Raw genomic sequence first — 12185 nt, forward strand, 5'->3', positions numbered from 1 at the left:
CCGGCCACCGCATACGCGATCTTCCGCCATCTGTGCGACACGTCAGTCCTTTCAGGGAGGGGTCCGCTCGGAACGCCCCCAACGCTCGCTTTCACCCCCCTTCCGGCACATCGGCCCACGAGCCGTACTCCCCGGGCGCACTACGCCCGCCGACCTACGCCCCCTGAGCTGGCCCTGAGCGTGATCGGCTGCGGCGATGTGGCCTCAGGGCGTACGCCTCACGGGCGATGTCTGAGATATCGGGCGTCGATACGATCGGGGGATATGAGCGAAAGTGCGAAGAGGCGGCACCGGGCGGTGACCTGGGCCCTCGGGCTGTGCGGCCTGGCCTATCCGGTGGTGCTGCCGCTCGCCCTGAGCTCGGGACGGCGCGGGTTCGACGAGGCCGAGGTGCTGCCCGCCGCGATCCTCACCGTCGCGTCGCTCGCGCTGGTGCGGCGGGCCCCGCTCACCGGTCTTTTCTTCCTCACCGCGGCCTGGACCGCGGCCTTCGCCGAGATGCCCAAGGTGGAGGTGGCGATCCTCTTCGCCCTCCTCGTGGACGGCGCGCTCGTCTACGTGGCCCTGGCGAAACCGCGGCCGGTCTCGCTCACGGCGGTCGCCGCCGTCCTGCTCGTCCAGACCGGGGTGCTGACGGTCCACCTCGGCGGCACCCCCGCTGACCTGCCGATGCTGATCGCCCTCGCCCTGCTCACGGCCGGGCTCGCGTGGTCGGCGGGCGCCTCGCTCAGGCAGAGCCGCCTGCACGCGCGGGAACTCGCTGAGCGGTCGGCGGCCGAGGCCGTCGCCGCCGAACGGCTGCGCATCGCCCGCGACCTGCACGACATGGTCGCGCACAGCATCGGCGTCATCGCGATCCAGGCGGGCGTCGGCGGCCGCGTCATCGACACCCAGCCCGCCGAGGCGCGCAACGCGCTCGCCGCCATCGAGGAAACGAGCCGGGAGACCCTCGCGGGACTGCGGCGGATGCTCGGCGCGCTGCGCCGCGCCGACCAGGACGACGCCCCCACGCCCGGCCTCGCCGGGCTCGACCGCCTGATCAGCACGACAGGGGCGGCGGGCGTCAGGGTCGAGCTGCGGCGCACCGGGGAGCGCCGGACGCTGCCCGCCGAGGTCGACCTCGCCGCGTTCCGGATCGTCCAGGAGGCCGTCGCGAACGTGGTCAGGCACGCCCGCACCGACCGGTGCGAGGTCGCGCTCGACTACGGGCGCGACGAGCTCGTCGTGGCGATCGCGGACGAGGGGGAGGGGCCGTCCGGGGACGGCGCGGGCTACGGGCTGCTCGGCATGCGCGAGCGCGCCGGGCTGCTCGGCGGCGACCTCACCGCGGGTCCTGGGCCGGACGGCGGATTCCGGGTCTCCGCGCGGCTTCCCCTGGCCGGGGCGGCACGGTGATCCGGGTGCTGCTCGCCGACGACCAGCCGCTGGTCCGCGCGGGCCTGCGCGTCCTGTTCGCCGACACCGACGACCTCACGCTGGTCGGCGAGGCGGCGACCGGCGCGGAGGCGATCGACCTGGCCCGACGTGAGCGGCCCGACGTCGTCCTCATGGACATCCGCATGCCGGGCACCGACGGCATCGCCGCGACCCGCGTGATCACCGGGGAGCTGCCGGACACGCGGGTCCTGATGCTGACCACGTTCGATGACGACGAGCACGTCTACGGGTCGCTGCGCGCGGGGGCCAGCGGGTTCCTGGTGAAGGACATGGCTCTTGAGGACATCCTCGGCGCGGTCCGCGTCGTCGCGGCGGGGGACGCGCTGCTCGCGCCCGGCGTCACCCGGCGGCTCATCACCGAGTTCGCGGCCCGGCCCGCCGCCGTCCGACGGTCCGTGGCGCTTCCGGTGACCGATCGTGAACGTGAGGTGCTGACGCTAGTCGCGCGCGGCATGTCGAACGCGGAGATCGCCGAGGCGCTGGTAATCAGCCCGGCGACCGCCAAGGCCCACGTCGCGCGGCTGCTGACCAAACTCGACGCGCGTGACCGCGTCCACCTTGTCATCCACGCCTATGAGTCCGGTCTGATCACCCCGTCCTGACCGGGGAGGGCGAAGCGCGCGCGGGCGTGGGTGAGGAAGGCGCGGACGGCGGGGGAGGGGTTCGGCCTCCAGACAAGGGCCAGGTATGCGGGGTCGGAGGCGTCGGAGAGGGGGAGGACGGTGAGACGGTCGGCGTAGGCGGCGGACATGGACGGGGTCAGGATCGCCGCGCCGAGGCCGCGTGCGGACAGGTCGGCGATGGCGTCGGCTGCCGAGGCCGTCAGGGAGACGTGCGGGGTGAGGTCTCGGGCAGCGCACGCAAGGTCGAAGACCGTACGCAGGCCCGTACCGGGAGGCATACAGACGACGGGGTACGCGCAGACTTCGGCGAGGGTGGCCTCCGTGCGTCCGGCCAGGGGGTGTTCAGGCGGGACGAGCGCGGTGAGCGGCTCGCGGATCAGGGTCAGCGCCTCCAAGCCTTCGGGGAGCGCGGCAGCGCCGAGGAGGGCGACGTCGAGCGCGCCGGAGCGGACGCCGTCAGCGAGGCCGTCGGACGGGAGTTCCAGCAGGGAGAGTTCGACGCCCGGGTGGCCCGCGCTCAGGTCGGCCAAGGCCGCGAACAGAGGGGTGATCGTGCATCCGGTGACCATCCCGACGGTCAGGCCGCCCCGGATCAGGCCGCGCACGTCGTCCACCGCGCGGGCGACGGACTCGGCGGCGGCCAGCGCCGCGCGCGCGGGCTCCAGCGCGGCCTTCCCGGCTGCCGTCAGCGCGACGACCCGTGAGGCGCGGTCGAACAGCTCGGCGCCCAGCTCGCGCTCAAGCCGTCTGATCTGGGCGCTCACGCCCGACTGGCTGATCCGCACGCGTTCGGCGGCCCGCGTGAAGTTGCGCTCCTCGGCGACCGCCACGAAGTACTCGAGCTGACGCAGTTCCATAAGCTCTGATTCTAGTCCTCATAAGAACAAGCTGTTGGACTTCTGAAGCGGGCGGGTGCAGCCTGGAAGGGAGATAGGGAGACCAACGATGACCGAAGACAAGTACGCCAAGTACGCGAAGGCCGAGCGGCCGGAGGACCTCACCCGCCTGTTCGTCGAGCGCTCCAACGCGGGCGACGCCGACGGGGTCGCCGCCCTCTACGCCGAAGACGCGGTGCTCGCGTACCCGCCCGGTGCCCAGACCGTCGGACGGGAGGCGATCCGCGCGCTGTGGGCGAAGGTCCTGGAGAACCGGCCGCGCTTCACGCCGGAAGCGCCGCTGCCGACCCTCGTCAGCGGGGACCTCGCGCTCACCTCGACGCCGCCGTCCGACGGGTCGGGCGCGCGCGCCCAGGTGGCCCGCCGCCAGCCCGACGGCAGCTGGCTCCGCGTCCTCGACCAGCCCGAGTTCCAGCGCCCCACCTCATGACGCGGACGCCCCGCCCGTCCTGGAGACGGGCGGGGCGCGTTCGTGAGAGCGTCACACGCGCCGCCGGACGGAAACCGCCCGGTGGCGCGCGGCTGTGAGCGGGAGCGGATCAGCTGAACGTGTTACGGCGCGACGTCCGGCAGCGCCGGCGCGCTCGGCACCGACGGCGGCGGCAGCGGATCGGCCTGCGCCGGCGCGTTCACCGCCGCCGCCATCCCCGTAACGCACGCGACGACCAGCGCCGCCTTCTTCGTGGTCCGCATACGGATCACCTCCGTTTCCTCAAGGCGCCGCCGTTACCGACGCCCCGGCGACCTTCCCCCGAAGGAAAGCCACTCACAGTGAACGCGATCCGTCAGTTATTCACCACAAAGCCCACCAAAAGCTTCCCCCGATCAAAACCGACCCTCCCGACCACCCGATAGCCAGTGAGCGCAACCCGCGCGCCGAAAGCCAGGAAGCACAACCTGCGAGCCGCCAGAGCCAGGGAACGCAACCCGCGAGCCGAAGTCCCGCAGCAGGGTCCCAACCAGATCAGGACCCCACCCACATGACAGGGGGACCACCGCTCGAGCACGCTCCCCCCATGAGCTTGCGGAGCATCCTGACGACGATCACCCTCCTGGCGGCGACAACAGCAGGATGCAGCGAGCTCATCCCCACCCCCGACCCCTCCCCACCCCCCGCACCCCCCGCCTACGGCTTCTCCCCACCCCCCACCATCCAGGCCCCCTCCGGCACCTGGCTCCTCGACCCCACCGCAGACCCCGCAGAAGCCGAGTTCTACCTCCACGCCCTCCCCAAGGACCTCCGCACCGCCCTCACCTACGAGACCATCGCCATCTACCGCCCCCAAAACCAACCCGACACCACAACCCTCCAAGGCACCACGATCTTCCTGGGCGGCATCCTCCCCCAACACCCACAAACCACCACCACCGAACTCCAAGCCACCGCCACCAAATTCGGCCTGGACCCCCTCCCCGTCACCCACCCCGACCTCACCGCCTCCGCCTTCTGCCTCCCCTCCTACACCGAAGACCCCAACGTCACATGCTTCTGGGCCGACGGCCGCTCCCTCGGCATGCTCACCCGCCCCGGCACCCCCACCCCCACCCCCCTAAAATCCGACCTAACCCCCTTCTACACCACTCTAACCAAAACCCTCCCCTAACCCCCAACAACCCCAACCGCTCACCCTTCACGCTCGGCGTCAGCCCCGGCCACGATCGCAATCTGCTGGACCTACCTTGAACTCCGGCCTCAGAGGAGGCATGAGAATGCACGAGGAGCTGGGTGCAGATATCGCCCATTCGCAGGCGTTTCGTGGATCTAGTGGGGCTGTCGCGGATTGTGCCTGGCTCTGGACGAATCCTCCCGGGGGCTGATCCATGGACCGATTTTCGCTCCGGGAAGAAATGCGACGATTGGAATCCAGAGCTGACGCTGCTGGGGCTCCTGCACTGCTCGCATCTTTCGCTGTGGAGATCTCAGGAAATGTGGACGCGTATGCGAACCGAGTACGGTCCGCCCTGGTCGCCGGGGTCGGTCTGGCTGGCAGTGGGGCGTTTGTCGCTGACGAGCTGCCGATGTCGGGTATCCCGGACTGGTTGAGCCGCACCAATTCTCTTAGTGGCGAGCAATCCGGTAGACCATTCGACGCCGCGGAAGGGGTCCGGCGTTATATCGAGCATCGAGAAGAAGATGCCTGGCCACTCGATGAATGGCTATGGGGTTTTGAACCAGGAGTGCGCCAGTGGTCGTGGTGGGATTTGACCGCCGCTGGCGCAAATGTGGTGCAGATTTGGGTTGATTCGCGCTCTGAGCCGGTCTTTCAGTGTGAAGATATCAGGTGGATCGCCTACCTCGCCGGAGCGCGTGCCGTTGTGGGTCCTATCCTCCTTCCATCGCAGGTCTGGATCGGTCAGACCACTCTCGGCGCGTGAATAGTTGGGATCGGGCCCCGGCAGGCCAATTGCCTACATCCCCGGAATGCCTGCGACGGCCAAAATTGCCCCACGGCAACTGAGCAGGAAAGGCGCGGCCACGATCTTAATCTGCTGGACCTGTCTTGAACGCTGGCTTTGGAGGAGGCATGAGAATGCGGGAGGAGCTGGGTGTGGTCGAGTTCCAGCTCTATTTGCTGAAGACCATGATGCCTCCGGCAGCGGCGCTGGTTGCTTTGCTTGAGAGGTTTCAGAAATCTGAGATTGATCTGAACAGGGCGTCCGAGAGGGTGTCCAAGCTGCTTCGCCCGCGTTTCCGGGAGCCCGGGCCGGCGCCTGCCATGTCCGAGGATGTCGCGCGGATGCTGGAGGGGGCGGCTGTGCTGAGTCCGGCCGAATATTCCGGGGATGGCCAGTGGTACCGGTTCCCGGTATGGCCGGAGTTCGTCTTCCATATGACCTTCGAGGACTCGCTGGGATTCTTGAACGTCGCGGAATTCCGCTGGTGGCCTTCGGCCCGCGACGGGAACAGAAATCCTGAGGTATGGCACTTCCTGGAATCCGACCTGAAGACCCATTTCGACGAGATCAAGGAGATCGACGTGTGGGGTCACTACCGCAGCTATACGGGCCGCAGCCTGACGGACGGGCACGAGTACTTTCTACGGTTCGGCTACGCATTGCTCCAGGAGATCACCCATATGGGCCAAGAAGACCGGTGCTCCTTTTTAGGCGGGGCATCGAGGTCCTGGGGATGAAGGGGTGGGTTAGGTGGGTTGGAGGGGGGAGAAGGTTGAGGCGTCGCCTTCTAGGGGGTGGCTGGGGGTGTTGTCCAGGCCGAGGGGGATGTCGCCGGCGATGGTGATGCGGTGGAGGAGGCGGGGGTGGGCGTCGTAGTCGGCCACGGCGTAGTGCTGGGTGGAACGGTTGTCCCAGATGGCGATGTCGCCGGGGGACCAGGACCAGCGGACGGTGTGTTCCAGGCGGGTGATGTGGCGCTGGAAGAGGGTGAAGATGTCGTGGAAGTCGGCGGTGGACAGGCCGGGGATCGACTGGGCGAAGTGGCCTAGCAGGAGGGAGGGTTCGCCGGTTTCGGGGTGGATGCGGACCAGGGGGTGTTCGGTGCGGAAGACCTTGTTGGCGAACTCCTCGCGGTACTGCTCCTCGCGGGTGTCGATGCCGTTGACGGAGGTCGGGCGCTCCAGGGCGTAGTCGTAGGCGTTGGAGTGGACGACGCGGAGCTGGCCGGCGAGGGCCTTGAGGGCGGGGTGGAGGTCGGCGTAGGCGGCGACGGTGTTGGCCCAGACGGTCGTGCCGCCGTAGGGCGGGAGGGTGACGGCGCGCAGGACCGAGATGGCCGGGATGCGGTCGACGAACGTCACGTCGGTGTGCCAGCTGTTGGCCTTGCCCTGCTCGGAGTCGATCGGGAGGATCGCGTGGCCGTCGCCGCGGACCGTCGGGTGCGGTGAGGTGACCTCGCCGAGCTGCGCGGCGAACGCGTACTGGTCGGCGTCGGTCGCGTGGTGCTGGTCGCGCAGGAAGACGACGCGGTGCCGCAGCAGCGCCGCACGGAACTCGGCGACGTCGGCCGGGTCGAGGTCCGCGCCGATCCGCAGCCCTGACACGACGGCGCCGATCGCGCCGCCGACCTGCGTGACCTTGAGGTTCTTCGGTTCGCTCGCCGGGTTGCCCATCGGGTGGTGCTCCTTCGTGCCGGGGATCGGGACGGTGTGTCGCACACCTCCGAATCCCTACTTACTTGACTTAATGAGTAGGAATAACATACAAAAGCGCCACAGTGAACCCCCCGAGAGCCCGTCTCACGGGACGATCCGAGGAGAAGTGTCCCCTTGAGCACCACTCTGTCCCGCCGCACCCTGCTGTCCGGCCTGGCCGGCGGAGCCGTCCTGCTGAGCCTCACCGGATGTGCGTCCGCGGTGGACGCGGAGGGCTCCGGCGAGCCCCAGGAGGGCGGCACGTTCCTCGGCGCCATCGGCAGCGACCTCGTGCCCGCGAACTTCTACACCAACTCCAACCACGGTGTGACGACCATCATCGGCCTCGTCTTCGAGAGCCTTGTCCACTACCCGAACGACTCGCTCAAGGCCGAGCCGCGCCTCGCCGAGAGCTGGACCATCTCCGACGACGGCCTCACCGTCACGCTGAACCTGCGCAAGGACGTCAAGTTCCACACGGGCCGCGCGCTCACCTCCGACGACGTCAAGTTCTCGCTGGAGACCTACGCCGACCCGAAGTGGAACGGTCAGCTGAAGAGCACGGCTGCCGCGATCAAGGAGATCGACACCAAGGACCCGAACGTCGCGGTGCTGCGCCTGGCGCACCCGCTCGGCAATATCCTCGACCTGCTGGAGATCGTCCCGATCGTCGACAAGGAGACGTTCGCCGGGATCGCCGACGGCAGCAAGTACGTCGGGACCGGCCCGTTCAAGTTCGACAAGTGGACGCCGAACGCGCGCCTGCAGTTCAGCAAGAACCCCGACTACCGGGTCGCCGGACGCCCCTACCTCGACGCCGTCGACATCGCGGTCGTCGCCGACGCGACGGCCCAGGCCAACCAGATCCGCGGCGGTCAGATCGACTACGCCTACGGCATCAGCAACCTCGACGTCGAGCGGCTGGAGAAGACCGGCAAGATCTCCAAGATCCAGCTGACGGGCGCGGAGACCCAGATCTACGTCGGCACGAACGTCACCGCCGAGGGCCTGAAGGACATCCGGGTAAGGCAGGCCATCGCCTACGCCCTCGACCGGGAGCGCATCCTTGCCGAGGTGTTCCGGGGCAGCGGTTACACCGCGAACCTTCCCTGGCCGAAGACGTCGCCCGCTTACGACGAGAAGCTGAACAGCACGTACACGCGTGACGTGGCCAAGGCCAAGGAGCTGCTCGCCGACTACGGCAAGAAGGTGCCGACGCTCAAGTACAACTACCAGAGCCCGTCGCCGCTGTTCGAGGCGACCGCCCAGATCGTCCAGGCGAACCTCAAGGAGATCGGCATCGAGGTCGAGCTCGAGCCGCTGGACGCGCCGACGTTCGTCGCGCAGCTCATCGGCGGCAAGTTCGCGGGCCTGTGGACGACGTACCACTCGTGGGCGCAGTACACCCCCTCGACGCTGACGGTCAGCGCCTACCCGTTCAACGCGCTCAAGAACACCTCGCACTTCTCCTCCGACGACTACACCAAGCACGCCGACGCCGCGTGGAAGCAGCTCAAGGGCGACAGCCCGGAGGCGATCGAGTCCTACGCGGCCCTGTCGAAGGACCTGCTGGACAACCTGTTCCTCATCGAGATCGCGATCATCGAGAACCGCTGGGCGGTGAGCGAGCGCGTCAAGGGCGTCGGCTACACCAAGCGGCTCGAGCTCGTGCTGACCGACGCCCAGCTGACCGGGTGAGCGGGCGATGACTTCCTATGTGCTGCGGCGTCTGCCGTCGCTGGGGGTCGTGCTGTTCGTGTCGTCCCTGCTGATCTTCGCGGTCCTCCGGCTCGTGCCGGGCGACCCGGCGACGGCGCTGGCCGGCGCGAACGCCACGCCCGACGTGGTCGAGGCGATCCGCAAGGAACTCGGTCTCGACCGGCCCTGGGCGACGCAGTACGTCCAGTGGCTGGGCGGGCTGCTCACGTTCGACACCGGCAGGTCGTACCTGATCGGCGGGACGATCGGCGCGCTCGTCACCGACGCCCTCGCCAACACCCTTCTGTTGACGGGTAGCGCGCTTGTCCTCGCCGTCATCGCCGCGTTGGTCCTCGGCACCGTCTGGGCGGGCACCCGCAAGCCCTGGCTCGACAACCTGCTGACGGGCGCGAACACGCTTGCGGTGGCGGTGCCGACGTTCGTCATGGGCGTCGCGCTGATCCTGGTGTTCGGCATCTTCTTCCCGGTGCTGCCGACGGGCGGGGTGCCGCGTGACGGCCTGCTGGCGAACCCGTCGATCACCTTCCAGTACCTGTTGATGCCCGCGATCTGCCTGGCGCTCCCGGTCGGCGCGGTCCTCACCCGCTATGTCGCCGAGTCGCTGCGCACCGAGCTGGCCCAGCCGTACGTGGTGACCGCGCTCGCCGCCGGGGTGTCCCGGCGGCGGGTGCTGGTCAGGCACGCGCTGCGCAACATCCTGCCGACGAGCCTTACCGTGCTCGGCCTGCAGACCGGCGCGCTGCTCGGCGGCGCGGTGCTCGTGGAGTTCACGTTCTCCTGGCCGGGCCTCGGCCTGCTGATCGAGCGGGCGGTCACCGGCCGCGACTATCCGGTGGTGCAGGTGCTGCTGATGCTGTCGGTCGCGGTCTTCGCGGTCCTGCAGCTGCTGACCGACGTCGCGCACGCGCTGCTCGATCCGCGCGTCAGGCTGGGAGGGGCACGATGACCACCGCGACGCTCAAGGCTCCGGCCCGCCCGCGTGCCAAACGCGGGGCGCTGAGGGGAGGGCGCGGGCTCGTCGGGGTCGTTCTGGTCGGCGTGGTCGTGCTCGCCGGGCTGCTCGCGCCACTCCTCGCGCCGTTCTCGTCGCAGGAGCAGATCCCCGGCGCGAACCTGCTCGGCGCGAGCGGGACTCACCTGTTCGGCACCGACGAGGTCAACCGCGACGTGTTCTCCCGGGTCCTGTACGGCATCCGGATCGACCTGTTCATCTGTCTCGTCGCGGTCCCCGCGGGGGCGCTGCTCGGCGGGCTCGTCGGCCTCGTCGCCAGCCAGACCGGGCCTTCCGACGTGGTCGCCCAGCGCGCTTTCGACGTCGTCCTCGCCTTCCCGCCGATCATCCTCGGCATCGGGATCGCGGCGGTCACCGGCGTCGGGGTGCTGCCCGTCGTCTGCGTCGTCATCGGGGCCGAGGTCCCGCTGTTCGGACGGCTCGTCCGCGCGGCGACGCTCAAGGTGCGCGAGCTGCCTTACGTCGACGCGGCCGAGTCGATGGGCGCGTCACGCACGTGGGTGCTGCGCAAGCACGTGCTGCCGAACATCCTCGACTCGCTGATCGTCCAGCTCGCGCTGTCGGCGTCGGGCGCGGTGTTCATCAGCAGCGCGATGAACTTCATCGGCATCGGGGTGCGCCCGCCAGAGCCGTCGCTCGGCGGGGTGCTCGCCGACGCGATGGCGCAGCTCGGCGCGAACACCATGTACGCGGTCGGCCCGCTGGCGGTCATCGTCGTACTCGTCCTGGGATTCCAGTTGATCGCGCAGGCCCTGGTGGCGGCGCGGCGAGGGGAGGCGTCGTGAGCGCGCTCTTGCGGATCGAGAACCTGCGCGTGGAGTTCCCCGGCGCGACCGCGGTCGAGGACGTCGCCCTCGACCTGCACGAGAACGAGGTGCTCGCGGTCGTCGGAGAGTCGGGGTCGGGCAAGTCGGTGACGGCGCTGGCCGTGCTCGGCCTGCTGCCGTCCTCGGCGCGCGCGGCCGGGAGCATCAAGCTCGATGGACGGGAACTGCTCGGCCTCCCCGAGGACGAGTTGCGCGCGGTGCGCGGCGCGCGGATCGCCCTGGTGTTCCAGGAGCCTTCGACGGCGCTCAACCCGGTGGAGCGGGTCGGGTGGCAGATCGGCGAGGTGCTGCGCGCGCACGGCGTGAAAGACAAGCGGGAGAGGCGCGGACGCGTAGGGGAGCTGCTGGAGCAGGTGGGGATTCCGCCCGAGAGGGCGCGCGACTACCCTCACCAGTTCTCCGGCGGCCAGAAGCAGCGTGTTGTCTTGGCGCTCGCCTTGGCGGCCGACCCCGACGTCCTCATCGCCGACGAGCCCACGACGGCCTTGGACGTCACCGTACAGGCCGAGATCCTTGCGCTGCTGCGCGAGCTGCAAAGGACGCGGCGGCTCGCGGTGCTGCTCATCACGCACAACATGGGCGTCGTGGCCGACCTCGCCGACAGGGTCGCCGTCATGCGCGACGGCCGGGTGCTGGAGACCCAGGACGTGCGGAAGCTGTTCGCCGCGCCCTCGACCCCGTACACGCGCGAGCTGCTCGCCTCGGTGCCCAGGCTCGGCCGACGCGAGCGGACGGAACGCCAGATATCCGACGGAATCCCCGCGTTCGCCGTCGACGGGCTCGTCGTCGACCATCCAGGACGGCCCGCCGCGCTCGACAAGATCACCCTCCAGGTAGCGCCGGGGGAGGTGCTCGGACTCGTCGGCGAGTCGGGCTCGGGCAAGACGACGCTCGGCCGGGTCGCGGTGGGCAGGCTGCGCCCGTCGGCCGGGTCGGTGCGGCTGTTCGGCACCGACCTCACCGGGCTCGGCCGCGCCGAGCTGCGCGTGCTGCGGCGGCGGATCGGCGTCGTGCACCAGGACCCGGCGGCCTCGCTCGACCCGCGCAGGACGGTCCTCGACTCGATCACCGAGCCGCTCGACGTACACCAGGTGGGGAGCCGTGCCGAGCGCGTCGCGCGGGCCGAGGAGCTGCTCGAGCAGGTGCGGCTGACCAAAGAGCACGGGTCGCGGCTGCCGCGTGAGCTGTCGGGCGGGCAGCGCCAGCGCGTCGCCCTGGCCCGCGCGCTCGCGCTCGAGCCCGACTTCCTGGTGGCCGACGAGCCCACCAGCGCGCTCGACGTGTCCGTACAGGCCACGGTCCTTGAGCTGTTCTCCGAGCTCCAGGACCTGCACGGGTTCGCGTGCCTGTTCATCAGCCACGACCTCGCCGTGGTCGACCAGATCGCCGACCGCGTCGCCGTCCTGCGCGACGGCCACCTCATCGAGCAGGGCCCCGCCGCCCAGATCCTCACCTCGCCCTCGACCCCCTACACCCGCGCCCTGCTCGACTCGGCTCCGATCCCCGACCCCGACGCCCAGCGAACCAGGCACCACCTGAAGGCGACCGCCTGAAATCGGACTTACTACGTAAAGGCGGTC

Annotated in this window: 13 protein-coding genes; 10 read left to right on the forward strand and 3 right to left on the reverse strand. The window is 69.5% G+C overall.

Annotated elements, in window-relative coordinates:
• The first annotated feature begins 264 nt into the window (after nucleotides 1-264).
• Both R9X44_RS16145 and R9X44_RS16150 read left to right on the forward strand, forming a co-directional pair.
• A complete protein-coding gene (locus R9X44_RS16145; RefSeq protein ID WP_319814981.1) occupies nucleotides 265-1395 on the forward strand; it encodes a sensor histidine kinase in 1131 nt (376 codons plus the stop codon).
• Nucleotides 1392-2039 (forward strand): response regulator transcription factor, encoded by a 648-nt coding sequence (locus tag R9X44_RS16150; RefSeq protein WP_319814982.1) that lies wholly within the window; start codon nucleotides 1392-1394, stop codon nucleotides 2037-2039. The genes R9X44_RS16145 and R9X44_RS16150 overlap by 4 nt, the downstream gene beginning before the upstream one ends.
• On the opposite strand, the gene R9X44_RS16155 is transcribed toward R9X44_RS16150, so the two are convergent.
• The gene (locus tag R9X44_RS16155; protein WP_319814983.1) at nucleotides 2009-2917 is read right to left on the reverse strand and encodes a LysR family transcriptional regulator; all 909 of its coding nucleotides are present in this window, start codon (nucleotides 2915-2917) and stop codon (nucleotides 2009-2011) included. The genes R9X44_RS16150 and R9X44_RS16155 overlap by 31 nt on opposite strands.
• An 88-nt stretch (nucleotides 2918-3005) precedes the next feature.
• On the opposite strand from R9X44_RS16155, the gene R9X44_RS16160 reads away from it, so the two are divergent.
• A complete protein-coding gene (locus R9X44_RS16160) occupies nucleotides 3006-3386 on the forward strand; it encodes a YybH family protein (RefSeq protein WP_319814984.1) in 381 nt (126 codons plus the stop codon).
• A 122-nt stretch (nucleotides 3387-3508) separates the two neighbouring features.
• Here R9X44_RS16160 and R9X44_RS16165 read toward each other — a convergent pair whose 3' ends face one another.
• A complete protein-coding gene (locus R9X44_RS16165) occupies nucleotides 3509-3649 on the reverse strand; it encodes a hypothetical protein (protein ID WP_319814985.1) in 141 nt (46 codons plus the stop codon).
• A 323-nt stretch (nucleotides 3650-3972) separates the two neighbouring features.
• Between R9X44_RS16165 and R9X44_RS16170 the strand changes: the two genes are divergently transcribed.
• The 3 genes from R9X44_RS16170 (at nucleotide 3973) to R9X44_RS16180 (ending at nucleotide 6090) form a co-directional block, all read left to right on the forward strand.
• Nucleotides 3973-4560, forward strand: a complete 588-nt coding sequence (locus R9X44_RS16170) for a hypothetical protein (RefSeq protein WP_319814986.1) — start codon at nucleotides 3973-3975, stop codon at nucleotides 4558-4560.
• A gap of 307 nt (nucleotides 4561-4867) precedes the next feature.
• The gene (locus R9X44_RS16175; protein WP_319814987.1) at nucleotides 4868-5332 is read left to right on the forward strand and encodes a hypothetical protein; all 465 of its coding nucleotides are present in this window, start codon (nucleotides 4868-4870) and stop codon (nucleotides 5330-5332) included.
• 155 nt (nucleotides 5333-5487) lie between these two features.
• Nucleotides 5488-6090, forward strand: a complete 603-nt coding sequence (locus tag R9X44_RS16180) for a hypothetical protein (RefSeq protein ID WP_319814988.1) — start codon at nucleotides 5488-5490, stop codon at nucleotides 6088-6090.
• Nucleotides 6091-6099: 9 nt separating this feature from the next.
• Here the strand turns inward: R9X44_RS16180 and R9X44_RS16185 are convergent, their stop codons facing one another.
• Complete coding sequence (locus R9X44_RS16185; protein WP_319815350.1) at nucleotides 6100-7026, reverse strand: TauD/TfdA family dioxygenase; 927 nt, start codon at nucleotides 7024-7026, stop codon at nucleotides 6100-6102.
• Between the two features lie 156 nt (nucleotides 7027-7182).
• On the opposite strand from R9X44_RS16185, the gene R9X44_RS16190 reads away from it, so the two are divergent.
• From R9X44_RS16190 to R9X44_RS16205, 4 genes are read left to right on the forward strand one after another with little or no spacing between them, the layout of a single operon-like run.
• Nucleotides 7183-8745 (forward strand): ABC transporter substrate-binding protein, encoded by a 1563-nt coding sequence (locus tag R9X44_RS16190; protein WP_319814989.1) that lies wholly within the window; start codon nucleotides 7183-7185, stop codon nucleotides 8743-8745.
• Nucleotides 8746-8752: 7 nt separating this feature from the next.
• Nucleotides 8753-9712: an ABC transporter permease gene (locus R9X44_RS16195; protein WP_319814990.1), complete on the forward strand. Its 960-nt coding sequence runs from the start codon at nucleotides 8753-8755 to the stop codon at nucleotides 9710-9712.
• The gene (locus R9X44_RS16200) at nucleotides 9709-10563 is read left to right on the forward strand and encodes an ABC transporter permease (RefSeq protein WP_319814991.1); all 855 of its coding nucleotides are present in this window, start codon (nucleotides 9709-9711) and stop codon (nucleotides 10561-10563) included. Before R9X44_RS16195 ends, R9X44_RS16200 begins: the two co-directional genes overlap by 4 nt.
• Nucleotides 10560-12158 (forward strand): ABC transporter ATP-binding protein, encoded by a 1599-nt coding sequence (locus R9X44_RS16205; RefSeq protein ID WP_319814992.1) that lies wholly within the window; start codon nucleotides 10560-10562, stop codon nucleotides 12156-12158. The genes R9X44_RS16200 and R9X44_RS16205 overlap by 4 nt, the downstream gene beginning before the upstream one ends.
• Nucleotides 12159-12185 lie beyond the last annotated feature (27 nt).

It is taken from the genome of Actinocorallia sp. A-T 12471, assembly GCF_033875155.1.
In the GTDB taxonomy this organism is placed as follows: domain Bacteria; phylum Actinomycetota; class Actinomycetes; order Streptosporangiales; family Streptosporangiaceae; genus Actinocorallia.

Bases quoted from the DNA above. Each gene is read 5' to 3' on its own strand.
- R9X44_RS16145 (WP_319814981.1), top strand. From the start codon at position 265: ATGAGCGAAAGTGCGAAGAGGCGGCACCGGGCGGTGACCTGGGCCCTC.
- R9X44_RS16155 (WP_319814983.1), bottom strand. From the start codon at position 2,917: ATGGAACTGCGTCAGCTCGAGTACTTCGTGGCGGTCGCCGAGGAGCGC.
- R9X44_RS16160 (WP_319814984.1), top strand. From the start codon at position 3,006: ATGACCGAAGACAAGTACGCCAAGTACGCGAAGGCCGAGCGGCCGGAG.
- R9X44_RS16165 (WP_319814985.1), bottom strand. From the start codon at position 3,649: ATGCGGACCACGAAGAAGGCGGCGCTGGTCGTCGCGTGCGTTACGGGG.
- R9X44_RS16170 (WP_319814986.1), top strand. From the start codon at position 3,973: ATGAGCTTGCGGAGCATCCTGACGACGATCACCCTCCTGGCGGCGACA.
- R9X44_RS16180 (WP_319814988.1), top strand. From the start codon at position 5,488: ATGCGGGAGGAGCTGGGTGTGGTCGAGTTCCAGCTCTATTTGCTGAAG.
- R9X44_RS16185 (WP_319815350.1), bottom strand. From the start codon at position 7,026: ATGGGCAACCCGGCGAGCGAACCGAAGAACCTCAAGGTCACGCAGGTC.
- R9X44_RS16195 (WP_319814990.1), top strand. From the start codon at position 8,753: ATGACTTCCTATGTGCTGCGGCGTCTGCCGTCGCTGGGGGTCGTGCTG.
- R9X44_RS16200 (WP_319814991.1), top strand. From the start codon at position 9,709: ATGACCACCGCGACGCTCAAGGCTCCGGCCCGCCCGCGTGCCAAACGC.